Annotated in this window: 20 protein-coding genes; 8 read left to right on the forward strand and 12 right to left on the reverse strand. The window is 68.1% G+C overall.

Features of this window, described 5'->3' with window-relative positions:
• Positions 1-69 precede the first annotated feature (69 nt).
• Genes IQ292_RS07370 through IQ292_RS07380 form a run of 3 tightly spaced genes read right to left on the reverse strand, consistent with a single transcriptional unit; the run spans position 70 to position 6,017 of the window.
• Entirely contained in the window at positions 70-1,590 is a 1,521-nt protein-coding gene (locus tag IQ292_RS07370) for an efflux transporter outer membrane subunit (protein WP_203309647.1), read from the reverse strand.
• 5 nt (positions 1,591-1,595) lie between these two features.
• Complete coding sequence (locus IQ292_RS07375) at positions 1,596-4,835, reverse strand: efflux RND transporter permease subunit (protein WP_203309648.1); 3,240 nt, start codon at positions 4,833-4,835, stop codon at positions 1,596-1,598.
• A gap of 6 nt (positions 4,836-4,841) precedes the next feature.
• Positions 4,842-6,017: an efflux RND transporter periplasmic adaptor subunit gene (locus tag IQ292_RS07380; protein ID WP_203309649.1), complete on the reverse strand. Its 1,176-nt coding sequence runs from the start codon at positions 6,015-6,017 to the stop codon at positions 4,842-4,844.
• Positions 6,018-6,118: 101 nt separating this feature from the next.
• Here IQ292_RS07380 and IQ292_RS07385 point away from each other — a divergent pair, with 101 nt between their 5' ends.
• Positions 6,119-6,748, forward strand: a complete 630-nt coding sequence (locus IQ292_RS07385; RefSeq protein WP_238940879.1) for a TetR/AcrR family transcriptional regulator — start codon at positions 6,119-6,121, stop codon at positions 6,746-6,748.
• 33 nt (positions 6,749-6,781) lie between these two features.
• On the opposite strand, the gene IQ292_RS07390 is transcribed toward IQ292_RS07385, so the two are convergent.
• Positions 6,782-7,783: an SDR family NAD(P)-dependent oxidoreductase gene (locus tag IQ292_RS07390; RefSeq protein WP_203309650.1), complete on the reverse strand. Its 1,002-nt coding sequence runs from the start codon at positions 7,781-7,783 to the stop codon at positions 6,782-6,784.
• 71 nt (positions 7,784-7,854) lie between these two features.
• A complete protein-coding gene (gene phhA / locus IQ292_RS07395; RefSeq protein ID WP_203309651.1) occupies positions 7,855-8,727 on the reverse strand; it encodes a phenylalanine 4-monooxygenase in 873 nt (290 codons plus the stop codon).
• Positions 8,728-8,753: 26 nt separating this feature from the next.
• Between phhA and IQ292_RS07400 the strand changes: the two genes are divergently transcribed.
• Both IQ292_RS07400 and IQ292_RS07405 read left to right on the forward strand, forming a co-directional pair.
• Positions 8,754-9,440 (forward strand): DUF2459 domain-containing protein, encoded by a 687-nt coding sequence (locus tag IQ292_RS07400; protein WP_203309652.1) that lies wholly within the window; start codon positions 8,754-8,756, stop codon positions 9,438-9,440.
• A 35-nt stretch (positions 9,441-9,475) separates the two neighbouring features.
• Entirely contained in the window at positions 9,476-10,168 is a 693-nt protein-coding gene (locus tag IQ292_RS07405) for an alpha/beta hydrolase (protein ID WP_203309653.1), read from the forward strand.
• Positions 10,169-10,191: 23 nt separating this feature from the next.
• Here IQ292_RS07405 and IQ292_RS07410 read toward each other — a convergent pair whose 3' ends face one another.
• Positions 10,192-10,470 (reverse strand): hypothetical protein, encoded by a 279-nt coding sequence (locus IQ292_RS07410; protein WP_203309654.1) that lies wholly within the window; start codon positions 10,468-10,470, stop codon positions 10,192-10,194.
• Positions 10,471-11,463 (reverse strand): glycerophosphodiester phosphodiesterase, encoded by a 993-nt coding sequence (locus tag IQ292_RS07415; protein WP_203309729.1) that lies wholly within the window; start codon positions 11,461-11,463, stop codon positions 10,471-10,473.
• A gap of 109 nt (positions 11,464-11,572) precedes the next feature.
• On the opposite strand from IQ292_RS07415, the gene IQ292_RS07420 reads away from it, so the two are divergent.
• The 5 genes from IQ292_RS07420 to IQ292_RS07440 all read left to right on the forward strand — a co-directional run bounded on the left by IQ292_RS07420 (position 11,573) and on the right by IQ292_RS07440 (position 16,974).
• Positions 11,573-12,118, forward strand: coding sequence for a 2Fe-2S iron-sulfur cluster-binding protein (locus IQ292_RS07420; RefSeq protein ID WP_203309655.1), 546 nt, complete (start codon positions 11,573-11,575; stop codon positions 12,116-12,118).
• Positions 12,115-13,095 (forward strand): FAD binding domain-containing protein, encoded by a 981-nt coding sequence (locus IQ292_RS07425; RefSeq protein ID WP_203309656.1) that lies wholly within the window; start codon positions 12,115-12,117, stop codon positions 13,093-13,095. Before IQ292_RS07420 ends, IQ292_RS07425 begins: the two co-directional genes overlap by 4 nt.
• A 2-nt stretch (positions 13,096-13,097) precedes the next feature.
• Complete coding sequence (locus IQ292_RS07430; protein WP_203309657.1) at positions 13,098-15,332, forward strand: xanthine dehydrogenase family protein molybdopterin-binding subunit; 2,235 nt, start codon at positions 13,098-13,100, stop codon at positions 15,330-15,332.
• A gap of 123 nt (positions 15,333-15,455) precedes the next feature.
• Positions 15,456-16,379 (forward strand): XdhC family protein, encoded by a 924-nt coding sequence (locus tag IQ292_RS07435; RefSeq protein WP_203309658.1) that lies wholly within the window; start codon positions 15,456-15,458, stop codon positions 16,377-16,379.
• Complete coding sequence (locus tag IQ292_RS07440) at positions 16,366-16,974, forward strand: nucleotidyltransferase family protein (RefSeq protein WP_203309659.1); 609 nt, start codon at positions 16,366-16,368, stop codon at positions 16,972-16,974. Before IQ292_RS07435 ends, IQ292_RS07440 begins: the two co-directional genes overlap by 14 nt.
• Before the next feature lie 141 nt (positions 16,975-17,115).
• On the opposite strand, the gene IQ292_RS07445 is transcribed toward IQ292_RS07440, so the two are convergent.
• The 5 genes from IQ292_RS07445 to IQ292_RS07465 form a co-directional block, all read right to left on the reverse strand.
• Positions 17,116-18,324, reverse strand: a complete 1,209-nt coding sequence (locus IQ292_RS07445; protein WP_203309660.1) for an ABC transporter permease — start codon at positions 18,322-18,324, stop codon at positions 17,116-17,118.
• A 170-nt stretch (positions 18,325-18,494) separates the two neighbouring features.
• Positions 18,495-19,214 carry an ABC transporter ATP-binding protein gene (locus IQ292_RS07450; protein ID WP_238940918.1) on the reverse strand — a complete coding sequence of 240 codons (720 nt, stop codon included), beginning with the start codon at positions 19,212-19,214 and terminating at the stop codon, positions 18,495-18,497.
• Positions 19,215-19,224: 10 nt separating this feature from the next.
• Positions 19,225-20,613: an efflux RND transporter periplasmic adaptor subunit gene (locus IQ292_RS07455; protein ID WP_238940880.1), complete on the reverse strand. Its 1,389-nt coding sequence runs from the start codon at positions 20,611-20,613 to the stop codon at positions 19,225-19,227.
• Positions 20,614-20,630: 17 nt separating this feature from the next.
• Positions 20,631-22,109: an efflux transporter outer membrane subunit gene (locus IQ292_RS07460; protein WP_203309663.1), complete on the reverse strand. Its 1,479-nt coding sequence runs from the start codon at positions 22,107-22,109 to the stop codon at positions 20,631-20,633.
• A gap of 72 nt (positions 22,110-22,181) precedes the next feature.
• Positions 22,182-24,290 carry an acetyl-CoA carboxylase biotin carboxylase subunit gene (locus tag IQ292_RS07465; protein ID WP_203309664.1) on the reverse strand — a complete coding sequence of 703 codons (2,109 nt, stop codon included), beginning with the start codon at positions 24,288-24,290 and terminating at the stop codon, positions 22,182-22,184.
• Positions 24,291-24,392 lie beyond the last annotated feature (102 nt).

The raw sequence follows: 24,392 nt of genomic DNA on the forward strand, positions 1-24,392 counted from the left end.
CCATGCCCGCGGGCATACCGCGGATAATCCACCGATGGAAAGGCGGTGGAACGGCGAAGGCTGGCGAGCCTATTCCAGCCCACCGCCGAGCGAGCGGTAGAGTTCGACCAGGTTGCTGCCGCGCGACAGCCGCGTCGTCACCAGCTGTTGCTGCGCCGCGTAGGCGGTGCGCTGGGCGTCGAGCGTCGTGAGGAAGGAATCGACGCCCGCACGATAGCGCGCGTCCGACAGGCGCGCGGCGACGCTGGCGGCGTTGGCGCGGGCGGCCTGCGCCGAAACCTGCTCGTCGATCGTACCGCGCTGGGCGAGCGCGTCGGCGACCTCGCGAAAGGCGGTCTGCACCGTCTTCTCGTAGGTGGAGACCGCCGCCTGCTGCGAGGCGCGCGCATAATCGAGATTGCCGCGCAGCCTGCCGCCGTCGAACAACGGCGCGGCGATCGAGGGTGACCCGGTATAGGTGAAGCTGCCGCCGGCGAAGAGCCCGCTCAGCGCGCTGCTGATCGTTCCCAGGGTCGCGGTGAGCGAGATGCGGGGGAAGAGCGCGGCCCTGGCCGCGCCGATATTGGCGTTCTGCGCGATCAGCTGATGCTCCGCCTGCAGCACGTCCGGACGGCGCAGCAGCACGTCGGATGCGACGCCGGTCGGCAGGTTGGCGATGGTCGCGTCGCCGGTCCCGAGTCCGTTCGGCAGCAGGTCGGCAGTCACCGTCGTGCCGGCGAGCAGGTTGAGCACATTCTGGTCCTGCGCGATCCGCGTCTTGAGCACGGCGATGTCGTTGCGCGCCGACTGATAGTTGGTTTCCGCCTGCCGCGCTTCGAGCTCCGAGGCGACGCCGATTCGGAATTGCGCGCGGGTAAGGTCGAGCGTCTGCTGGAACGCCTTGAGCGTCTCCTCCGACAGGCGCAGCTGATCCTGGTCCGAGGCGAGCGTCAGCCAGGCGGTGGCAAGTTCCGCGATCAGGCTGATCCGCGTCGTCCGCTGCGCCTCTTCGCTGGCGAAATATTGTTCGAGGGCCGCGCGGCTGAGATTGCGGACCCGGCCGAACAGGTCGAGCTCGAACGCCGAGAAGCCGGCGTTGACCGAGTAGAATTGCAGGTTCGACGAGCCGCCGGTGCCGACCGAGGCGCCCGTGCCGCCGGTCCCGGATCCGGTACCGACTCCGGTGCCCGTGCCGGTCCCCGTTCCCCCGCCGCTGGTGCCGCCGCCAGCGGCAGCACCCGACGCGCCCGCCGCGCCGAACAGGTTGTTGGTATAGGTGCCCGAACCGCTGATCGTCGTGCTGGGGACGAGATCGGCGCGCTGCACGCGATATTGCGCGCGCGCCTGCAGAACATTGGCCGCCGCGATACGCAGGTCGCGATTGTTGTCGAGTCCCAGCGCGATTACCTGCTGCAGCCGCGGATCGGTGAAGAAGCTGCGCCAGCCGATCTTCGTGACGTCGGGCGCGTCACTCGCCGCCGCGGGATAGACGCCGCCCTGCGGCAGGGTCGCCGGCACCGCGCCGACCGGGCGCACATATTTGGGCGCCAGATTGCAGCCGGCGAGCGTCGCGCTCGCGGCGGCGAGAAGGAGGATGGTCTTGCGGGTCATCGAAATCACGCTCCCTGCGGGGCGGGACGCCCCTCAGTGTCGTCATGCGCACCGCCGTCATGCGGCAACGTGCCGTGAGGGCCGTCGTGCGGCGGCTGGCCATGGGGATCGTCATGCGCAGCCGGCTCGGCATGGCCGCCCTGGCCGAACAGGCGCAGGACGACGACGAAGAACATCGGCACGAAGAAGATCGCGAGGATCGTCGCCGAAAGCATGCCACCGACCACCGCGCGGCCGATGGCGTTCTGGCCACCCGCGCCGGCGCCGGTCGAAATCGCCAGCGGCAGCACGCCGAAGACGAAGGCGAGCGACGTCATCAGGATCGGCCGCAACCGCAGCTTGGCCGCCGCGACCGCCGCGTCGAACGGCTTCATCCCGTCGCGCATCTTCTCCTCGGCGAACTCGACGATCAGGATCGCGTTCTTCGCCGACACGCCAATCGTGGTGATCAGGCCGACCTGGAGATAGATGTCGTTGTTGAGACCCGTCAGCGTCGCCGCGAGCACCGCGCCAAGCACGCCGAGCGGGACGACGAGCATCACCGAGATCGGCACCGACCAGCTTTCATACAGCGCCGCGAGGCACAGGAAGACGATCAGCAGCGACAGGCCATAGAGCGCCGGCGCCTGGCCGCCCGACAGGCGTTCCTCGTAGCTGAGGCCGGTCCATTCGAGCCCGGTGCCCGGCGGCAGCTTGGCATGGATCGCCTCCATCGCCTTCATCGCCGCGCCCGACGACACGCCCGGTGCCGGCGATCCCAATATCTCCATCGACGGCAGGCCGTTGTAGCGCGTCAGCTGCGCAGGGGCCTGCTTCCACGACAGGGTCGAGAAGGCGGTGAAGGGTGCCATCGTGCCGGTCTCGCCGCGCACGTAGAAGCTGCCGACGTCCTCCGGCTTCTGGCGATAGGGCTCGTCCGCCTGGATATAGACGCGCTTGACGCGGCCGCGATCGATGAAGTCGTTGACATAGGATCCGCCCCAGGCGGTCGCGATCGTGTTGTTCACCGTCGACAGGTCGAGCCCGAGCGCGCGCGCCTTGTCTTGATCGACGTCGATCTTGAGCTGCGGCGCGTCGTCGAGCGCATTGGGACGCACGCCGGCGAGCGACTTGTCGCCCATCGCCATGCCCAGCATCATGTTGCGCGCGGCGACCAGCTTTTCGTGCCCGATCCCCGCCTCGTCTACGAGTTGCAGGTCGAAGCCGGTGGCATTGCCCAGTTCCTGCACCGCGGGCGGGATGACCGCGAAGATCATCGCATCCTTGAACTGCGAGAAGGCACCCATGGCGCGCCCGGCGATCGCCTGCGCCTTGTTCGCCGCGCCTTCGCGCTGCGACCATTCCTTGAGCGGGATGAAGGCGATGCCGCTGTTCTGGCCCTGCCCGGCGAAGCTGAAGCCGTTGACGGTGAACACGCCCTGGACGTTGCCGCCTTCCTTTTGCAGGAAATGGTCGCGGATCGTGTCCAGGCCCTTCTGCGTGCGCGCGGTGGTGGCGCCCGGAGGCCCCTGCACCAGCGCGATCATGATCCCCTGATCCTCGTCGGGCAGGAAGCCCGTCGGCAGGCGCATGAACAGGAAGCCCATGCCCAGCACGATCAGCAGATAGACGAGCATCGACCGCTTCCAGCTCTTCGCGGTGCGGACCACGCCATGTTCGTAGCGGACCTGGCCGCGTTCGAACTTGTCGTTGAACCAGCGGAAGAAGCGCGCGAGCGGGCCATTGCCCTCCACCTTGTTCGCCTCGTGCGGCTTGAGGATCGTCGCGCACAGCGCCGGCGTCAGGATCAGTGCGACCGCGATCGACAGCACCATCGCCGAGACGATCGTGATCGAGAACTGGCGGTAGATGACGCCCGTCGACCCGCCGAAGAAGGCCATCGGCAGGAACACCGCGGACAGGACCAGGGCGATGCCGATCAGCGCGCCGGTGATCTCGTCCATCGACTTGCGCGCCGCTTCCTTGGGCGACAGATGTTCGGTGGTGATCAGGCGCTCGACGTTCTCGACGACGACGATCGCGTCGTCGACGAGCAGGCCGATGGCGAGCACCATGCCGAACAGGGTCAGCGTGTTGATCGAATAGCCCGCGGCGGCGAGGATGCCGAACGTGCCGAGCAGCACCACCGGCACCGCGATCGTCGGGATCAGCGTCGCGCGCCAGTTCTGCAGGAACAGGAACATGACGAGGAAGACGAGGATGATCGCCTCGATCAGGGTATGCACCACCTGCTCGACCGACAGCCGCACGAAGGGCGACGTGTCATAGGGGTAGATGACCTTGACGTCGGACGGGAACTGCTTGGCGATCGCGTTCACCCGCTCCTTGACCGCGGTGACCGTGGTCAGCGCATTGGCGCCGGGGGCGAGCTTGATGCCGATGCCCGAAGCGGGCCGGCCGTTCCACTGCGACTGGAAGCCGTAGTTCTCCGCGCCGATTTCCACCCGCGCGACGTCGCGCAGGCGCACGATCGACCCGTCCGTGTTGCTCTTCAGGCGGATCGCCGCGAACTGGTCCGGCGTGGTCAGCCGCGATTCCACCGACACGGTGGCGTTGAGCATCTGCTCCTTGGGCGCCGGCTGCGCGCCGATCTGGCCCGCCGAAACCTGCGCATTCTGCGCGGTGATCGCCGACGTCACGTCGGCCATCGTCAGCGCGTAGTTGTTGAGCTTGAGCGGATCGACCCAGATGCGCATCGCATATTGCGATCCGAACACCGTCGTGTCGCCGACGCCGTTGACGCGCGCGAGCGGGTCCTGGAGCTTGGAGACGATATAATCGGACAGGTCGGAATCGTTGTGGCTGCCGTCCGCCGAATATAGGCCGACGAACATCAGGAAGTTCTGCGTCGCCTTGGCGACGATCAGACCCTGGCGCTGCACCTCCTGCGGCAACAGCGGCGTCGCCGCCTGCAGCTTGTTCTGCACCTGCACCTGCGCGATGTCGGGGTCGGTGCCCTGTTCGAACGTCAGCGTGATGGTGACGAGGCCGGCCGAGGACGAGGAAGACGAGAAGTAGCGAAGGTTGTCGATTCCCTTCAGCTGCTGCTCGATGATCTGCGTCGTCGTATTCTCGAGCGTCTGGGCGTCGGCGCCCGGATAGGTCGCGGTGATCGACACTGCGGGCGGCGCGATGGCCGGGAACTGCGCGATCGGCAGGCTGCGGATCGCCAGGATGCCCGCGAGCATCGTGACTATCGCCAGCACATAGGCGAAGATCGGGCGATCGATGAAATAGCGCGACATGAGGTGTTACTTCGCCTGTGCCTGGCCGGGTTGACCGGCCGCCGGCTTGGCGTTGGGATCCCAGGGATGGCCCTGGACCGGCATGCCGGGACGCAGCATCATGCCGCCCTCGACGATCACCTTGTCGCCGGGCTTCAGGCCGCTGGTGACGATCCAGCTCTCGCCCGACGTGCGGCTGGTCTCGAGCACGCGCGGTTCGACCTTGTTGCCCTGGCCGATGACCATGACGGTCGCCTTGCCACGCTCGTCACGGCTGACGGCGCGCTGCGGCACGAGGATCGCGTTCTGCTGCGTCCCCTCGACCAGCTGCGCGCGCACGAACATGCCGGGCAGCAACAGGCCGCGCGGGTTGCCGAACAAGGCGCGGATGGTCTGCGAACCGGTGGTCGGATCGACCGTCACGTCCGCGAAGCGCAGCGTGCCCTCGATCGGATAGGCGGTGCCGTCCTCCAGCATCAGGCGCACGCGCGCATTGCCGTCGCGCGCGATCTGGCCCGCGATGATCTGCTGGCGCAGCTTGAGCAGGTCGGCGCTCGACTGCTGGATGTCGACATAGATGGGGTCGAGGCGCTGGATCGTCGCGAGCGCCTGCGTCTGCGCCGCCGAGACGAGCGCGCCGGTGGTGAATACCGACCGGCCGATGCGGCCCGAGATCGGCGCACGGATCGTGGTGCGGGCAAGGTCGATCTGCGCGGTACGCAGCGCCGCCTGCTGCGCGGCGACGTCGGCGCGCGCCTGCGCGGCACTGGTCAGCGCGTTCTCGTAGTCCTGGCGAGCGATCGCGTTGATCTTGACGAGCTCGCCGTAGCGGCGGGCGAGCGCGGCGCTCGACGCGATCGCGGCACGGGCGCGCGCCAGCGCGGCGCGGGCATTGGCGACCTGCGCCTGATAGGGCGAGGAATCGATCCGGTAGAGCGGCTGGCCCGCGCGCACCATGTCGCCCTCGGTGAACAGCCGCGCCTGGACGAGGCCGTTGACCTGCGGCCGCACGTCCGACGTCTCATAGGCCGCGGTGCGACCGGGCAGTTCCGAGGTGAGCCGGACGGGCTGCATCGCCATCACGACATAGCCGACCGGTGCCGGTCCCTGCGCCCCCTGCTGCTGCGGCGGCGCCTCGCCCCCCTTGCCGCAGGCCGCCAGCACCAACGCCAGCGCCACAACTCCGTGTCGGCTGTTCATCATGTCGAAATCCGCTAGACAGTATGTGAGTGATCGTTCACTCACAAAATGCTGCTACTGCGAACACGGATTGACCGTCAAGCACCAAGGTGAAGTTTCGTTTCATGACCGATAGGATACAGTGCTGCTCCCTCTTTGCGAACCGCGCCGAGCAACGTCGCCGACTGGTGACGGAGACGGCACGCAAGCTGTTCATGGAAAACGGTTTTCATGCGACGGGCATGGCACAGCTCGCCAAGGAATCGGGTGTCGCGGTCGGCCAGATCTATCGCGATTTCTCGTCGAAGGAGGATATCGTCGCGGCGATCTGCAACAGCGATTGCGGCGAGTTCATGCAGAGCGGCCAGCTGGACGCGGCGATCGAGTCGGGCGACTCGCAGGGGGTGCGCGAATGGTTGCGCCATTTTCTCGATGCCGAGGATCCCGAGGGTGACGATCGGTTGTTCGCCGAGATCGTTGCCGAGGCCACGCGCAACGCACGGATCGCGACGATCTTCCATCGGTTGCGGGCAGAGTTCGAAAGCCGGCTGAGCGCGGCGCTCACGATGCTCGCGCCCGGCGATGTGCTGGCCGAACGCCGGCGGCTGCTGGCGGACATGATCATGACGCTGTCGCTGGGGCTCAGCTATTTCCAGCTGCTACACCAGCCCAAGGACATGCCGGCGCTTACTGCGAAGCTGATCGAGATGGTCGACCGGGAGCTCGACGCGCTCTGCTCGGCGGCAATCGCCTGATCCGGCGAGCCCGGATCGGGGCGGCGCCGGTGATTATGCGCCGTGATACTCCCGATACCAGCGCACGAACCGCGGAATACCTTCGTCGATCGTCGTTGCGGGCCGGTAGTTCAGGTCCCGCGTGGCGGACTCGATATCCGCGAAGGTCCGGGTGACATCGCCAGGCTGCATCGGCAGGTCCTGCCGGATCGCGGGACGACCGATCGCCGCCTCCAGCAGCGTGATGACCCGGCCGAGCGGCTCGGCACGGTGGTTGCCGAGATTGTATAGCGCGTGCGGCGAGACGCTGCCTCCCGACTTCGGCGTTGCATCGTCCGCGGGCGCATGGTCGTGCGCCGCGATGACGCCGGCGACGATATCGTCGACGAAGGTGAAGTCCCGCTCCATCCGGCCATGATTGAAGACGGGGATCGGCTGCCCCCGCAGGATCTTCGCGGTGAAGATCCAGAGCATCATGTCCGGCCGCCCCCACGGCCCGTAGACCGTGAAGAAGCGCAGCCCCGTCTGCGGCAGCCGGAACAGATGCGCGTAGCTTTCGCTCATCAATTCGTTGGCGCGCTTGGTGGCGGCGTACAGCGACAGCGGCCGATCGACGCGATCCTCGACGCGGAACGGGACATCCATATTGCCGCCATAGACCGAAGAGGACGAGGCATAGACCAGGTGCGCGACACGCCGATCGCGCGCGAGTTCGAGCAGGTTGAGGTGGCCCACCAGATTCGCCTGCGCATAGACGTCGGGCCGCTCGACCGAATAGCGTACCCCCGCCTGCGCACCGAGATGGACGATCCGATCGAAGTCACGGCCCGCGAGCGCGGCACGTAGCGCGGCGGCATCGGAGAAATCGAGATGATGGAAGGCGAAACGGTCGCCGTGCGCCTGTGTGATGTGCGCGAGCCGCGCCCGCTTCAGCGCGGGGTCGTAATAATCATTGATCGAATCGACGCCGATGACGCGATCGCCGCGCGCGAGCAGCGCCTGCGCGGTCGCCATGCCGATGAAGCCGGCGGCTCCGGTAACCAGCGTCGTCGGCATCGCCCTTCCCCGTCAGCATCCCCGTTCGCGCGAACGAGACCGCGCGGGCTCTATGACCTTTTGCGCAGGCGTCAACCTTCGGCCTTGGCCAGCGCATAGGCCTGCGTGCCCCGGGTGATGACCGTATCGCCCGGCTCGATCGCCGCCACCGGAATATCGTGCTGCGCCTTCAACTCGGCATATAGCGGCGCAAAGTCCGTCTCGACCGTGATCCGCAGCAGTTCGTCGAAGCTGGGAATGACGAAGTAATTCTGCTGGAAGTCGTCGATTCGATACTCGGTCCGCATCACGCGTGCGATGTCGAAGCCGATCCGGTTCGGACTGGGATCGTCGAGCGCGAAGCGGCTTTCCGCGTAGCTCGATACGATGCCAGACCCATAGATCCGCAGATCGTCGCCCTCCCGGATCAGGCCGAACTCGACCGTGTACCAGTAAAGCCGGCCGAGATACTTCAGCGCGTCGAGTCCGAGCGCACGCTGGCCGCCACGGCCATAGGCTTCGAGATAATCCGCGAACACCGGATCGGCGAGCATGGGCACATGGCCGAACACGTCGTGGAACACGTCGGGTTCCTGCAGGTAATCCAGCTGGTCCGGCCGGCGGATGAAATTGCCCGCGACGAAGCGGCGGTTCGCCATATGGTCGAAGAAGACGTCGTCGGGGACGAGGCCGGGCACCGCCACGACCTGCCAGCCGGTCAGCTTCATCAGCCGCTCGCTGAGCTCCTCAAAATCCGGAATGCCGGGCTTCGACAGCTTCAGCACGTCGAGCCCGCGCAGATAGGCGTCCGACGCGCGGCCCGGCAGCAGCTTGGATTGCCGCGCGAACAGCGTATCCCAGGTCGCATGCTCCTCCGCCGTATAATGCTGCCAGTCCTGCGGAACGGTCCAGTCGGCGGCGGCGCCCGGCGGGGGCGAGTCGAGCATGTGCGTGTCGTCAGCCATGGGCACAGCCTAACAGAAGGTATCGGATGAAACTATACGCACGATGGCTGTTCCGGTCGATCGCGGGCGCGGGCGCACTCGTCGTTAGCGTGCTGCTGGCCTATGGCGCCGCGGGGCTGGTCGGCGGCGCCTTGCCCGCGCATGCGACGTGGCGCCCGCCGGCGCAGGGCATACCGATCTGGGTGGAGTCGAACGGCATCCACGTGTCGCTGGTGCTGCCGAAGGTCGCGGCGGGCGTCGACCTGCGTCCCCTTGCCTCGGCCGGGGACATCGCCGATCCGCGATATGCAGGATACGATCACCTCGCCATCGGCTGGGGGGACGAAGCGTTCTTCCTCGGCACGCCGACCTGGGCCGACGTGCGGCCCGGCACGATCCTGGCGGCGGCGGCGGGGAGCGACCGGACTCTGCTCCATGTCGAGCACGTACCCGGCCCCGTCGAAACGAGCCGCCGCATCGTCTTGCGCCCCACGGAATACCGGCGACTGATCGCCTTCGTTCAGGCAACCTTAAAGCCGGGAGGACGTATATTGCAAAGTTATGACAGGAACGACGCCTTCTACCCCGCGCGCGGGCATTACAGCGCGATCCGCACGTGTAACGCCTGGGTCGGCGATGCGCTTCGTCACGCGGGTGTCCGGGTAGGACGATGGACGCCGTTTCCCGTCACGATCCTCGGATGGTTCCCGCCTCGGGCAGCAGCAGCGCTGTAGGGTCCGACAGGGCCGGCTGGCAACGCGCCCGACCGGTGGCGCCGCCGCCCGCGCTGCTCGCATCCGAATTCCCGCGGGTCGCATGGATGCTTGCGACGCGATGGCGCTATCGCGACGCGCTCGACGCCGTGCCTGCCGGCAACGGCGGCGGCGTCATGGTGCTGCCCGGGCTCTTCGATTCCGATGGTTCCAGCCTTGTCCTGCGCCGGTTCCTGACGAGGCTGGGTTATCGGCCGCACGGCTGGGGTCTGGGTCGCAACCTCGGCGCACGCAGCGCGGACCCCGATGCTGCCCGCCTGATCGCGAGGGTCGAGGCGCTTGCCGCGGAGACCGGTCCCGTCGCCCTGGTGGGCGTCAGCCTTGGCGGCTTGATGGCGCGGTTGGTCGCGCATCGGCGGCCCGATCTCGTCTCCCGCGTCGTCACGGTCAGTTCGCCCTATGCCGGCAGCGGCAAGGCGACCAACGTCTGGCGCGCGTTCGAATGGGCGACGGGCGAGCGGCTGGACGATCCCGCGGTGCTGGCGCGGTGCGAGGAGATCGCCGCGCCGTTGCCGGTGCCCGCCACCGCGATCTGGAGCCGGCGCGACGGCATCGTCAACGGCCATATCTGCCGCGATCCCAGCGCCGATTGCGTCGAGGTGTCGAGCGGCCACCTGGGCGTGCACATCCATCCAGAGGTGCTGATCGCCATCGCCGCGGCGCTGGCCAAGGACGTGCGGGGGCACTGAACGCCCTGCCGGGCACCCAAGGTTCAGTAACCGGCGCGATACCCCGAATAGCGGCAGGCTTCCTGGTCGTCGGGGTGCTTGCGGCATTCCTTCGCCGCCTTCTTGCGCTCGCGGCCCTCCCTCGCCTCCTGCTTGCGCATCTTGCGGCCATAGTTGCGGTCGGACTCCGACTGGCTGGTCGTGGTCCAGTCGATCGCCTTGCCCGCAACCTGGAACGGTGCCTTCACGATCGTCGTCGCGGTGCTGATGCAGCCGCTCGTCGCGAGGCCGAGCAGGGGAAGCAGGAGGGAGAATTTGCGCATTTACCGATGGTCCTCGGCGCCGTTGCGCGCCGCAACGCCCTCTAGCGGATAATCGGTGAAGAATCCGTCGATACCCTGATGCAGCGCGGCGCGGATTTCCCCCCGTATGTCGCCATGGGCGTCGGGATCGGCGCCGCGACGGAAGCGCGTGGCGAGGAACTGGTTCTCGGCACGGAAGGTCCAGGGATGCACGCGCAGCCCCGCCGCGTGCGCATCCGCAACCAGCGTGGACGGCATGTCGCCCCGCCACAGCTGCGCCTTGTTCGGTCCGATCCCCCAGGCATAGCCGGCGACCTGTCGCAGCCCCTCCGGCGTCAGCATCGCGGCATAGGACGGCGCGGCATGGTCGGCCGGTCCCCCTTCCCCGTCGACCAGCTGGATCAGGCGGATGCCGGTCATGCCATGGATACGCTTGAGATTGTCCACCTCGAACGACTGGATGAACACCGGCGCATCCGCGGTGGTCCAGCCGGCGGCTCTCAGCTGATCCACCAGGGCGACGTCGGTCGGGTGACCGATAGTGGCGAAATAGGTTGGATGCTTGGTTTCGGGATAAATGGCGATCGTGCGCCCGAGTTCCTGCGAGCGGCGCTTGGCGAGCGCGATGATCTCCGCCAGCGTCGGCACCTCGAACCGGCCGTCATAGGCCGCGTTGGCGGCCCGTACCGTCGGCAGACGTTCGCGCGCGCGCAGCGTCTTCAGTTCGGCCAGCGTGAAATCCTCGGTGAACCAGCCCGTCACCTGCTGGCCGTCGATCGTCTTCGTCGTGCGGCGGCCGACGAATTCCGGATGCAGGGCAACGTCGGTGGTGCCGCCGATCTCGTTCTCGTGCCGCGCGACGAGCACGTCGTCCTTGGTCGGCACCAGATCGGGCTCGATCACGTCCGCGCCCTGATCGATCGCCAGCTCGTAGGCAGCGAGCGTATGCTCGGGCCGGTAACCGCTGGCGCCGCGATGGGCGATGACGATGGGCGGAGAAAGCGGGGCCGGCATCGCCGCACTCTGCCCGCCTGCCGTGCCATGCGCCAGTGCGACTGATTCGCAGCCGGAAACGAACAGCAGGCAGGGCGTTACGACATGGATCAACCAGGGGTTCCGTCGCATGCGCTTTACCATAAACGGGCAATCCTATCAGGCGGATGTCGACATCCGAACCTCGCTGCTCGACCTGTGCCGCGAGCATCTCGGCCTTACGGGCAGCAAGAAGGGCTGCGACCATGGCCAGTGCGGTGCTTGCACCATGCTGGTGAATGGTCGCCGCGTGAACGGCTGCCTGACGCTCGCCGTGATGCATCAGGATGACGAGATCGTGACGATCGAGGGCCTGGGATCCCCCGAATCGCTCCATCCGATGCAGGCGGCTTTCGTCCGCCACGACGGCTATCAGTGCGGCTATTGCACGCCGGGGCAGATCTGCTCCGCGGTCGGCATGCTCGACGAGGTCAAGAAGGGCTGGCCGAGCCACGTCAGCGACGATCTTTCCGACCCGACATTCGACGATGGCGAGATCAGCGAGCGAATGAGCGGCAATCTGTGCCGGTGCTCCGCCTATCCCAATATCGTCGATGCGATCCGCGAGGTCGCCGCGGCGTCGGGCGACGCGAAGACCGCGCCGACATCCCGCGAGCCGGCGGAGGCGGGCGCATGAAGACCTTCACCTACGAAAAGGCGACGACGGTCGACGAGGCGGTGCGCGACATCGACCGGGCGGGCGCGAAGTTCATCGCGGGCGGCACCAATTTGCTCGACCTGATGAAGCTGCAGGTCGAGACGCCGGACAAATTGGTCGACATCAGCCGCCTGCCGCTGGGCGAGATCGAGGAGCGCGAGGATGGCGGCCTGACGATCGGCGCGCTGGTGCCGAACGCCGACCTTGCCGCCGATCCGCGCGTGATCGCCAAGTACCCCGTGCTCAGCCGCGCGCTGCTGGCGGGCGCATCGGGGCAGCTGCGCAACAAGGCGACGACGGGCGGCAACCTGCTTCAGCGCACGCGCTGCTATTATTTCTATGATACGGCCATGCCGTGCAACAAGCGCGAGCCGGGCGCGGGCTGCTCCGCGATCGGCGGGTTCAACCGCATCCTCGCGGTGCTCGGCACATCCGAGAATTGCATCGCGACGCATCCCGGCGACATGCCCGTCGCGATGCGCGCGCTCGACGCGACGATCGTCACGCTCAAGGCGGACGGCGACAAGCGGCGGATCAGCATCCACGACTTCTACCGCCTGCCGGGCGACCGGCCCGACCTCGAGACGGTGCTGGAGCCGGGCGAGCTGATCACGCATGTCGAACTGCCCGCGCCGCCCGAAGGCCGGCAGGTCTATCGCAAGGTGCGCGACCGCGCGTCCTATGCTTTCGCGCTCGTGTCCGTGGCCGGCGTGGTTAAGGTCGCGGACGGAAAGATCGCCTCCGCCGCGCTGGCGTTCGGGGGCCTTGGCTCGATGCCGTGGCGCGACGGCGCGGTAGAGGCCGCTTTGGTCGGCCAGGCGCCGTCGGACGCCGCCTTCGCCGCCGCTGCCGATGCGCTACTCGCCGACGCGAAGGGCTATGGCAGCAACGACTTCAAGATTCCGCTCGCGCGCCGGGTCCTGATCGCCACCTTGCGCGAACTCACGGGAGAATGAGCATGTTCGGTTTCGGCAAGAGCGACACCAATGCGCTGACCATGGACAAGCCGCACCCCGACAGCCTGCTCGACACGGGCGCGCAGGGGGTGATCGGCAAGCCGATCGACCGGATCGACGGCCCGCTCAAGGTTTCCGGCCGCGCGACCTATGCGGCGGAATACGACTTCCCCGATCTGGCTTACGGTTTCCTCGTCCGTGCCACGGTCGGCGCGGGCAAGGTGACGGAGGTTGACGCGGACTCGGTGCGCGGGCTGCCCGGCGTGATCGACGTCATCACCGACTACAAGACCTTCATCCGCAACCCCGGCCAGGGCGGCGACACGAACAAGCCGCCGCAGGGCGTCGCCGACGTCGCCTATTTTGGCGAGCCGATCGCGATCGTCGTCGCGGACAGCTACGAGGCGGCGCGTGATGCCGCGCAGCAGTTGCGCGTATCCTATGAGGCGAAGGAAGGCCGGTACAGCTTCGCCGCCTATCGCGAGGAGCACGATAAGCCGCCAGAGGGCGTGATGCCGCCCTATACGGGCACCGGCGACCCCGACGCGGCCTTCGAGGGCGCCGCCGTAAAGATCGACGCGACCTACACCACGCCGAGCCAGAATTCGGCGGCGATGGAGCCGCATGCCAGCACCGCGGTGTGGGAAGGCGACGAGTTGCACCTCTACGGCGCCTACCAGATGTTGAGCACCGACCGCATCCAGCTGGCCAAGGCGATGGGCATGAAGCCCGACAAGGTGCGCATCATCGCGCGCTACGTCGGCGGCGGCTTCGGCTCGAAGCTGGGCATCGCGCCGGAAAGCGTCGCGGCGGCGGTCGCGGCGAAGGCGATCGGCCGTCCCGTGAAATGCGTGATGGCGCGCCAGCAGGTGTTCGACGCCACCGTCCGGCGCTCCAATACCGAGCAGCGCGTGCGGCTGGGCGCGGATGCGGACGGCAAGCTCGTGATGCTCGGCCACAACAGCCTCGTCTCGAACCTGCCCGAGGAAAGCTTCTTCGAGCCGTGCGGGCAGGCAACGCAGTTCCTCTATGCCGCGCCCAACATCACGATCACGCACGACATCGTGCGGCTCGACTGGCTGCTCGCCGCGTCGATGCGCGCGCCGGGCGAGGCGGTCGGGATGATCGCGCTGGAATGCGCGATGGACGAGCTGGCGGAGGCGGTCGGGCTGGATCCGATCGAGCTGCGCAAGCGGAACGAGCCGGGCGAGCATCCGATCGACCATATCCCCTTCTCGTCGCGCCAACTGGTGCCGTGTATGGAGCGTGGCGCGGCGCTGTTCGGTTGGAGCAAGCGCAAGCCGGCGGCGGGCGATCGGCGCGGCGAATGGCTGTACGGCATGGGCATGGCGGCCTCCGCCCGGTCCAACATGCTGCAGAAATCGAGCGCCAAGGTGTCCATCGACGGCCAGGGCCGTGCGACGGTCGAGACCGACATGACCGACATCGGCACCGGTACCTACACCATCCTGGCGCAGATCACCTCGGAGATCCTGGGCCTGCCGATCGACGACGTGACGGTGAAGCTGGGCGACACCGCCTTCCCGCCCGCCGCCGGATCGGGCGGGTCGTTCGGTGCCGGCTCGAGCGGCACGTCGGTCTATCTCGCCTGCGAAGCCCTGCGCGGCCAGATCGCCGACAAGATGGGCGTCGCGGCGGATGGTCTGACGCTGAAGGACGGGCGCGCCATCGGCGACAACCGCTCCGTACCGCTCGCGGAGCTGGTCGGCGACGGGATCGCCGCAACGGGCGAGGTCGCGCCCGGCAAGCAGGAGAAGGAAACGCTCCAGTCGAGCTACGGCGCGCATTTCTGCGAGGTGGCGGTCAACGCGGTGACCGGCGAGGTGCGGATCAAGCGCATGCTCGGCGTCTTCGCGGGCGGCCGCATCCTCAATGCAAAGACCGCACGGTCGCAGATCCTCGGCGGCGTCACCTTCGGGATCGGTACGGCGCTGTCCGAGGAATTGATGCACGATCCGCGCAACGGCAAGATCGTCAATCGCGACCTTGGCGAATATCATGTCCCGGTGAATGCCGACGTGCCGCAGATCGACGTCGAATTCCTGTCGGAGCGCGATATCCACGCCAATCCGATGCACGCCAAGGGCCTGGGAGAGCTCGGCATCTCCGGCGCCGGCGCGGCGGTGGCGAATGCGATCTACAATGCCACCGGCGTTCGCGCGCGCGACTTTCCGCTCACGCTCGACAAGTTGCTGGACGGGCTGCCGGCGGTGTAGTGGGCAGCGCCCTTCCCCACCGCGGGGAAGGGCGAGGACGGGCGACGCCGCGCCATGCGGTGCGCGCCCGATGTGCCCCCCCCTCCCCTGACCGGGAGGGGCTTTTTCGTCGAAAGGGTACCCATGGCCGAGAACGATAGCGTCATCGCCGCGGCACGGAATTGGGCCGGCGAGCCGATGGCGCTGGCGACCGTCGTGTCGACCTGGGGCTCCGCGCCGCGTCCGCGCGGCAGCCATATGCTCGTCCACGCCGACGGCCGGTTCGAGGGATCGGTGTCCGGTGGCTGCGTCGAGAGCGACATCCTGCAGACCGCGGCCGACGTCATCGCCGGCGCGCCGTTCCAACTGAAGCGCTACGGCGTCGCGGACGCTTCGGCTTGGGAGGTCGGCCTGCCGTGCGGCGGCGAGATCGCCGTCATGGTCCAGCCGGTGACCGCCGCCGGCTTCGACCCCGAACTCTTCGACCGCATCGCCGACGCGCGCAGCGAGGGACGCGCGCTGACCGTGACCACCGACCTTGCCACCGGCCACAGCGACCTGCGGCCGCAGGAAACGGGGGAGGTGTTCGTCAATCGCTACGACCCGCCGCGGCGGCTGCTCATCGTCGGAGCGGTACAGATCGCGCAGGCGCTCGCGCGGTTATCGACGACGCTGGGCATCGAGACGGTGGTGATCGATCCGCGTGCGCGCTTCCTGACCGAAGAGCGCTTTCCCGGCACGACGCTCGACGACCGCTGGCCCGACGAGGCCGTCGCGGCATGGCGCCCCGGTCCCGCGACGGCCGTCGTGACGCTGAGCCACGACATCAAGATCGACGACCCCGCGCTGACCGCCGCGCTGGCAAGCGACGCCGCCTATGTCGGCGCGCTGGGCAGCCGCAAGAGCCATGCCGCGCGGCGGACGCGGCTCGCGGAGGCGGGACTGGACAGCGTGCAGATCGACCGGATCGACGGACCGGTCGGGATTGACATCGGTGCGATCGGCCCATCCGAGATCGCGCTGTCGATCGCCGCCGCGATGGTGAAGGCCTTTCATGATCCGCGCTGAGGAATGCGTCCTCGTCCTGCTTGCCGCCGGGCGATCGACGAGGATGGGCGACATCGGCAGCAAGCTCGACCAGCCGTTCCTGGGACGGCCACTGGGGCTGCACGTCGCGGTGGCGCTGGAGGACATGCCGTTCCGCGAACGCGTCGCCGTCTGCGGCAGCGCCGAGTGCGATTATGCCCGGCACGGTTTCGCCATCGTCCGCAACGACGATCCCGCGCTCGGTCTGTCCAATTCCGTGCGGCTCGGCGTGGCGCGGGCGCGGGATATCGGCGCGCGGGCGGTCGTGCTCGCCCTCGCCGACATGCCGCGCGTGACGGCGACGCATATCCATGCGCTGCTCGACGCGGCGGAGGATGACGATGCGGTGGTGGCGTCGAGCGACGGCCGCAGTCCGAAGCCGCCGTGCGTGTTCGGGCGCAACCACTTCGATGCCCTTTGCGATCTCGAGGGTGACGAGGGTGCCCGGCGGCTGATCCTGGCGGGTAAGCACGTGGTCACGGTGCCAGCGGAGCTGATCGACGTCGACACGCCCGAGGAATTGGAGGAGCTGCGCCGGCTGGTCCACGCGCCGGAAGCAAGGACCCGATGGCGATAGCCTAAGCGGGCACGCGCATGAGCCGTGTTCCTGCGCACGCAGGAACCCAGAGCCTCGGACGCAATCGCCCGCAAGCCTGGGCTCCTGCCTTCGCAGGAGCGCATCGAACGTCCTTGTCGGGGGCGTCGCCAGCGGCGCTAATCACTCGTGCCGCAGCGCGTCGATCGGGTTGAGCGCCGCGGCACGTCGGGCCGGGAAATAGCCGAAGACGACGCCGATGATCGCCGAAATCGCGAAAGCGATGATGTTGATCTCCGGCACGAACAGGAACGGCAGATCGCCGAGCACGGACAGGAGGCCGACCGCCGCCTGCGCGAGCAGCAGGCCGATCAGCCCGCCCAGCATCGACAGCGCCACCGCCTCGACGAGGAACTGCGTCAGCACCTCGCGCGCGACCGCGCCGATCGCCAGGCGGATACCGATCTCGCGCGTGCGCTCCGTCACCGACACCAACATGATGTTCATGATGCCGATGCCGCCGACGATCAGGCTGATCGCCGCCACCGCGGTGACGATGCGCGTCAGCAGCTGTGTCGTACTGGTGAGCGTGTCGCTGATCTGCTTGGTGTCGAAGATGTTGAAATCGTCGTCCTTGCCCGCGGTGATGTTGCGGCGCTCGCGCAGCAGATCGGTGATCCCCGCCTGTACCGTGCTGGTCGAATAGGCCTGGTCGACGCCGACCAGCATCAGGCGGATGTCGCGATTGCCGGTGAAACGCCGCTGCACCGTCTTGATCGGCATGATGACGACATCGTCCTGGTCGCCGCCGAAACCGGCCTGCCCGCGCGTCGAGAGCACGCCGATCACGTCGCAGCTGATCGAACCGATGCGGAAGCGCGTGCCGACCGCCTCGCCGCCGCGCCACAAGTTCTGGCGCACCGTGCTGCCGATGATGCACACCGCCCTGCCCGCGCTTTCCTCCTGCGGCGTCCAGTAGCGCCCGCTGGTCAGCGGCCAGGCCTGCACCTCGAAATAGGCGTTGGTGGTGCCGTTGATCGTCGTCTGCCAGTTCGCGCCCTCGTAGATCGCGGTGGCGCTCGCCTGTGCCTGCGGCGCGACGGCGGTGACGCCGGCGATCTGCTGCGCGATCGCGGTGACGTCCTCGGGCTTGAACGGCGCGGGCGGCGGGCCGCCGCCGCCGCGCCCGAAGCCCTGGCCCGGGCGGATCTGGAGGATGTTGGTGCCGAGCGACGAGATGTTCTTCTGCACCTGCGCCGTGGTGGCGCGCCCGAGCGTCACCATCGTCACGACCGCCGCGACGCCGATGATGATGCCGAGCGTCGTCAGGAACGAGCGCAGCTTGTGCCGTGCGATCGACCGGAGCGCGAGAAGAAGCGTGGTGCCGAACATCTATTGCGCCTTCCGCGACGGAACGCGGTCCGCCCCTACATTCGTCATTCCCGCGGCGGCGGAGATCCGGACACGCTGCCAATGCGCTTCATGCAGGACGCTCGGCGTGTCTGGGTCCCCGCCTTGGCGGGGATGACGATCGCCGGTAGCGCGTGCCGTAGCCCCCTCGCTCACGCCACCGGCTCCCCGGCGCGGTGGTTGGCCTCGATCCGCTCGACCAGCCCGTCCTTGAAATGGACCACGGTGTGCGCGAACGCCGCCATGTCGGGCTCGTGCGTCACCATCAGCACGGTGATCCCGCTGTTGGCGTTGAGATCGGACAGCAATTCCATGATCTCCACCGAGCGTTCGGAATCGAGATTGCCGGTCGGCTCGTCGGCGAGCAGCACGTCGGGCTGCGTCACGATCGCGCGGGCGATGGCGACGCGCTGCTGCTGACCGCCGGACAGTTCGGCGGGCGTATGGTCCCACCATTTCGCCAGTCCGACCTTGTCCAGCGCCGCCATCGACGCCTCGCGCCGTGCCTGCTTGCTGTCGCCGCGATAGAGCAGGGGCAGCTCGACATTCTCCAGCGCCGTGGTCCGCGCCAGAAGGTTGAACCCCTGGAAGACGAAGCCGAGATATTTGCGGCGGAGCAAGGCGCGCTGGTCACGGTCGAGTGCCTCGACGTGATGGCCGCGGAACAGGAACTCGCCCCCCGACGGCACGTCGAGGCATCCCAGGATGTTCATCGTCGTCGACTTGCCCGATCCCGACGCACCCATGACCGCGATGAAGTCGCGCGCGTGGATGTCCAGATCGATGCCCTTCAGCGCCTGGAACGCGGTCGCACCCTCGCCATAGGTCTTGGTGATGCCGCGCAGCCGGATCAGCGGGTCGCCGGCGGGCAGTGGCGGCGGCTTACTGGCCACGCTGGCCACCGCCCGCCCCGGCACCGCCGCGCCGCCGGCCCGCGCCACCACCGCCGCCGCCACTGCTGCCATCGCTGCTCGCGAGCTGCCCGGTGATCACCTGCGCGCCGGGCTTCAGGCTGCCGCTCAGCACCTCGGTCATCTGGCCATTGGTCGCGCCGGTGGTCACCTGCACCGGCTGCGGCTGGCCGTCCGCGCCCTTGACGTAGACGGTCTGCGTCGCGCCATAGCCGACGGTCGCCTGGCGCTGGTTGTTGCGCCGCATCCGCCGCATCGTCAGCGATCCCGCGATGCCGTCGCCGTCCGACGACGCACCGCTCGTCGGCTTGAACCGCAGTGCCGCATTCGGGACGAGCAGCACGTTCTTCTTCTCGGAGGTGACGATGTCGGCGGTCGCCGTCATGCCGGGGCGCAGCTGCAGCGTCGGATTGGCCACCGTCAGATCGGCGGCGTAGGAGACGACCTGGTTGCTGGTCGCAGCCGTGCTGCTCGTCGAGGACGAGGAGGTGCTCGCAGCGCTCACGGTCAGGTTCGACCCGAGATTGACCCGCGTGATCGTCGCGGGAAACGTCTTGCCCGGAAAGGCATCGACGGTGAAGCTCGCCTTCTGGCCGGGCTTGACGCCGCCGACGTCGGCCTCGTCGATCGCGACCTCGAGCTTCATGCTCGACAGATCCTGCGCGATCACGAACAGGGTCGGCGTGTTGAACGACGCCGCGACGGTCTGGCCGGGATCGACCTGCCGCGCCAGCACGACGCCGTTGACGGGCGAGCGGATGATCGCCCGCTGCCGCTGCGTCTCGCTCTGCGCGAGCAGCGCGCGGGAGGCCGCGACGTTCGCCTGCGCGGTCTTCAGCGCCGCGATGGCCCGCTGATAGTCTGCACGGCCGGTCTGCAGCTCGGTGCCCGACGGAACGCGTCCCCCCGACAGCTTGTAGACATCCTCCAGCCGGGCGAGCTGCGCGCGGCTTTCCGCGACGGTGGCCTGCGCCTGGTTCACCTGGGCGACGTTGGCGGCGATCTGCGCCTGCTGCTGCTTGATCTGGTCGTCGATCTGCTGCGGATCGATCAGCGCGAGCGGCTGGCCCGCGGTGACTCGGTCGTTGACGTCGACGACGACCTTGGTGACGAGGCCGGACAACTGCGAGCCGACCGTGACCTGCGTCGTCGGCGCGAGCTTGCCGGTGGCCGAGACGCTGACCGTCAGGTCGCCGCGATCCGCCGGCTGCGTCGCATAGTCCGCCGTTTTCTTGCCGCCGAAACAGCGGCTGACGAGCAGGCCGAGCAGGATAACGCCGATGACGATCAGCACCCATTTCAGATAGCGTCGCCACGCCGGCACCGGCTTCACGCCCAGGAATTCGTCGGTCGTCTGCATTGCCGTGTCCTGGGCCATCAGCGGGTCTCTGTACCGGAAGGAAGCGGGGCGCCGCGTGCGGGCGCCTCGGGGATGACATTGGGGTCCCAGCCGCCGCCCAAGGCATTGTACAATGCGACGAGCGCCGTCGCCCTGTCCGACTGGGCCTGGGTCAGCCCGTTCTGCGCGGAAAGAAGCGCCGATTCCTGCGTGTTGAGCGTGGTGAAATCGGTGAGACCGGTGCGATACTGGCTGCGCGCCAGGATCGCGGAATTGTTCGCCGCCTCGTAGGCGATGCGGAACTGCGTCTCGCGCCGGCGCGCGGTATCGAGCGCGACGATCGCGTTCTCGATATCCTCCAGCGCGGTCAGTACCGTCCCCTTGTAGGCGGCATAGGCGGCATCGGTTGCCGCCTCGTTGGCGCGCACGACGCTGCGCAGCCGGCCGCCGTTGAAGATCGCCTGGGTCAGACCGGCGAACAGGCTGCCGGTGATGGCGCTCCCCAGGCTGCCCAACCCGGTCGCATTGGTGTTGACGTTGCCGGAGATCGCCAGCGCCGGATAGAGTGCCGCCTTGGCGACGCCGATCCGCGCCGTCGCCGCCGCGAGGGTCCGTTCGGCGGAGCGGACGTCAGGACGCCGGCGAAGCGCGTCGGCGGGAATGCCGACGCCGACCGTCTCCGGTCCGCACGGGATCGGACGCGCCGCCGCGAGCTGGCCGCGCAACGCGCCCGGGGCCTGTCCGGTCAGCACGCCGAGCCGCGCGACCGCGGCGGCATATTGCTGCTCGATCTGCGGGACGGTCGCGGCAGTCTGCGCACGCTGGCTGCGCGCCTGCTCGACGTCGACCGACGAGACGAGTCCCGCCTGCACGCGGAAACCCGCGATCTCCAGATTGTCGTCCTGTATCGCGAGGCTGGCACGCGCATTGGCGAGCTGCGCCTGATAGGCGCGGGCCAGGATATAGTTGCTCGCCACCTCGCTCTCGACCGTCAGCAACGCCGTGGCGTAGTCGAACCCGCTGGCCTGATATTGCGCGCGGCTCGACTCGACGGTGCGGCGCACCTCACCGAAAAGGCCGAGCTGGTAGCTGGCGGAGAGACCGGCGGAGAAACTGTTGCTGCCGCCCCCGCCCGTATCGACGACCGTGCCGTCCGGCAGCGTGAACGACCGGCCGCCGCCGCGCAGATTCTCGTTGCGCTGATAGCCCGCCGATCCCGACAGCGTCGGCAGCAGCTGCGCACGGCTTTCCACCAGCGCCTCACGCGCCTGGCGCAGCCGCGCCACCGCCTGCGCGACATCGGTATTGGCCTGGCGCGCCTGTTCGACGAGCTGCCCGAGCACGGGATCGTCGAAGTTCGACCACCAGCGCGTCAGATCCTCCGGCGTCTGCGGCGCGGGAACGGAATAGCCTGCCGGCACCCCGAGTTCGGCCGCGGTCTTCGGCCGGTAATCCGGCCCGACGGTACAGCCGGCGAGTGCCGCGGTCAGTAGAAGGAAGGCGGGGGCACGGGACATGGCGTGATGTGTGGCCAACACACCCGCCACCTGTCCAGCCTTAATCTGTCGCAGAATGTCGCGGCTGTCATGTTACTCGATTTCGAGGATCACCTGATCGACGGACAGGCTGTCGCCCGCGGCGGCGCTCAGTACCTTGACGGTGCCGCTCTTCTCGGCGCGCAGGATGTTCTCCATCTTCATCGCCTCGACCACCGCGAGCGGCTGACCGGCCTCGACCTTGTCACCGGCGGCGACGTCGAGACGGACGAGCAGGCCCGGCATCGGCGCGATCAGGAACCGCGACAGATCCGGCGGCACCTTCTCGATCAGATGCTGCGCGAAGGGCGCGACATGCGCCGGCAGCACGCGCGCGACATGGCTGGCGCCGCGGGTCGTCAGCCGGAAGCCGCTCCGCGTCGGCGCGATGCGGACCGACAGCCGCTCGTCCTCGCCAAGCTCCGCCTCGATCAGCCGGTCGCCGGGCGTATACTCGATGCCGATCTCCAGCGGCGCGCCGTCGACGGTGATGCCGTCGGTCGAGACGCTGACGGCATGATCGACGCCGCCGATCCGCACCGTCCAGTCGGCCGGCGGGCGCAGGCGATGGCCGAGCTGTCCATCGACCCGCCGCGCGCGGTCCGCCTGCGCGGTCGCGGCAAAGGCGGCGACCGCCGCGAGCTCGCGCAGCAGGCCGTCCGACGCGGGCGCGCCGTGGAAGCCCTCGGGATATTCCTCGGCGATGAAGCCCGTGGTCAGCCGTCCTTCGCGGAAACGCGGATGCTGCATCAGTGCCGACAGGAAATCGATGTTGGTGCCCGGCCCCTCGATCTCGAACGCGTCCAGCGCTGCGATCTGCGCATCGATCGCCGCCTCGCGCGTCGGCGCCCAGGTGATCAGCTTGGCGATCATCGGATCGTAGAACATGCTGACCTCGCCACCCTCGGCGACGCCGTCGTCGACGCGGACGATGGCGTTGGTCTCGCCTTCGCCCCCTTCGTCATCCCCGCGCAGGCGGGGATCCAGAGACGCAGCGTCCGCGGCTCCATCGACGACATGGGTTATGGATCCCCGCCTGCGCGGGGATGACAGGAGGGCTGTAGTTTCGGGCGGATTATACCGCACCAGCCGGCCGATGCTCGGCAGGAAGCCGCGATACGGATCCTCGGCATAGACGCGGTTCTCGACCGACCAGCCGTTGATCCCCACATCCGCCTGCCCGAAGGCGAGGCGCTCGCCGTAAGCGACGCGGATCATCTGCTCGACGAGGTCGAGGCCGGTAATCTCCTCGGTCACCGGATGCTCGACCTGCAGCCGCGTATTCATCTCGAGGAAGTAGAAGCTCTCGCCGGTCGTATCCGCGCCCGAGACGATCAGCTCGACCGTGCCGGCCGAGTAATAGCCCACCGCACGCGCCAGCGCGACCGCCTGCTCGCCCATCGCGGCGCGCATCTTCGGCGTGACAAAAGGCGACGGCGCTTCCTCCACCACCTTCTGGTGGCGGCGCTGCACCGAGCATTCGCGCTCGTTGAGATAGACGATGTTGCCGTGCTGATCGCCGAGCACCTGGATTTCGATATGGCGCGGGCTCTCGATGAACTTCTCGATGAAGACGCGGTCATCCCCGAAGGATGCGAGCCCTTCCCGCTTCGTCGCCTCGAAGCCCTCGCGCACGTCCTGCTCGCTCCAGGCGAGCCGCATGCCCTTGCCGCCGCCGCCGGCGGACGCTTTCATCATCACCGGATAGCCGATGTCGGACGCGATCCGCACCGCCTCGTCGGTGTCGGCGATCTCGCCGAGATAGCCGGGCACGACGTTGACGCCGGCCTGCTTGGCCAGCTTCTTCGATTCGATCTTGTCGCCCATCGCCGCGATCGCGTTCGGCGGCGGCCCGACGAAGGCGATCCCCGCGTCCGCGCACGCCCGCGCGAAGCTCTCCCGTTCGCTAAGGAAGCCGTAGCCGGGGTGGATGCAATCGGCGCCGGTCTCCTTGGCGGCGAGCAGGATCAGCTCGGCCTTGAGGTAGCTCTCCGCCGCCGGCGCCGGCCCGAGCCGCACCGCCTCGTCCGCCATCAGCACATGCGGGCTGCGCGCGTCGGCATCGGAATAGACCGCGACGGTCTTGATCCCCATCCGCTTCGCGGTGCGGAACACACGGCAGGCGATCTCACCGCGATTGGCGACCAGGATTTTCTTGAACATCCTCTTCTCCCCACCCGTTTGCGGGAGGGGCCGGGGAGGGCCTGTCCACGCGCGGGCATTGTCTGGTGTCGGGAGGACGCCCCTCCCCTAGCCCCTCCCGCA

This window comes from Sphingomonas beigongshangi, from assembly GCF_016820445.1.
Classification (GTDB): Bacteria; Pseudomonadota; Alphaproteobacteria; order Sphingomonadales; family Sphingomonadaceae; genus Sphingomonas; species Sphingomonas beigongshangi.

Bases quoted from the DNA above. Each gene is read 5' to 3' on its own strand.
- IQ292_RS07460 (WP_203309663.1), bottom strand. From the start codon at position 22,109: ATGTCCCGTGCCCCCGCCTTCCTTCTACTGACCGCGGCACTCGCCGGC.
- IQ292_RS07465 (WP_203309664.1), bottom strand. From the start codon at position 24,290: ATGTTCAAGAAAATCCTGGTCGCCAATCGCGGTGAGATCGCCTGCCGT.
- IQ292_RS07415 (WP_203309729.1), bottom strand. From the start codon at position 11,463: ATGCCGGCCCCGCTTTCTCCGCCCATCGTCATCGCCCATCGCGGCGCC.
- IQ292_RS07425 (WP_203309656.1), top strand. From the start codon at position 12,115: ATGAAGACCTTCACCTACGAAAAGGCGACGACGGTCGACGAGGCGGTG.
- IQ292_RS07390 (WP_203309650.1), bottom strand. From the start codon at position 7,783: ATGCCGACGACGCTGGTTACCGGAGCCGCCGGCTTCATCGGCATGGCG.
- IQ292_RS07370 (WP_203309647.1), bottom strand. From the start codon at position 1,590: ATGACCCGCAAGACCATCCTCCTTCTCGCCGCCGCGAGCGCGACGCTC.
- IQ292_RS07440 (WP_203309659.1), top strand. From the start codon at position 16,366: ATGATCCGCGCTGAGGAATGCGTCCTCGTCCTGCTTGCCGCCGGGCGA.
- IQ292_RS07400 (WP_203309652.1), top strand. From the start codon at position 8,754: ATGAAACTATACGCACGATGGCTGTTCCGGTCGATCGCGGGCGCGGGC.
- IQ292_RS07445 (WP_203309660.1), bottom strand. From the start codon at position 18,324: ATGTTCGGCACCACGCTTCTTCTCGCGCTCCGGTCGATCGCACGGCAC.
- IQ292_RS07420 (WP_203309655.1), top strand. From the start codon at position 11,573: ATGCGCTTTACCATAAACGGGCAATCCTATCAGGCGGATGTCGACATC.
- IQ292_RS07430 (WP_203309657.1), top strand. From the start codon at position 13,098: ATGTTCGGTTTCGGCAAGAGCGACACCAATGCGCTGACCATGGACAAG.
- IQ292_RS07435 (WP_203309658.1), top strand. From the start codon at position 15,456: ATGGCCGAGAACGATAGCGTCATCGCCGCGGCACGGAATTGGGCCGGC.
- IQ292_RS07455 (WP_238940880.1), bottom strand. From the start codon at position 20,613: ATGCAGACGACCGACGAATTCCTGGGCGTGAAGCCGGTGCCGGCGTGG.
- IQ292_RS07380 (WP_203309649.1), bottom strand. From the start codon at position 6,017: ATGATGAACAGCCGACACGGAGTTGTGGCGCTGGCGTTGGTGCTGGCG.
- phhA (WP_203309651.1), bottom strand. From the start codon at position 8,727: ATGGCTGACGACACGCACATGCTCGACTCGCCCCCGCCGGGCGCCGCC.
- IQ292_RS07385 (WP_238940879.1), top strand. From the start codon at position 6,119: ATGACCGATAGGATACAGTGCTGCTCCCTCTTTGCGAACCGCGCCGAG.
- IQ292_RS07410 (WP_203309654.1), bottom strand. From the start codon at position 10,470: ATGCGCAAATTCTCCCTCCTGCTTCCCCTGCTCGGCCTCGCGACGAGC.
- IQ292_RS07375 (WP_203309648.1), bottom strand. From the start codon at position 4,835: ATGTCGCGCTATTTCATCGATCGCCCGATCTTCGCCTATGTGCTGGCG.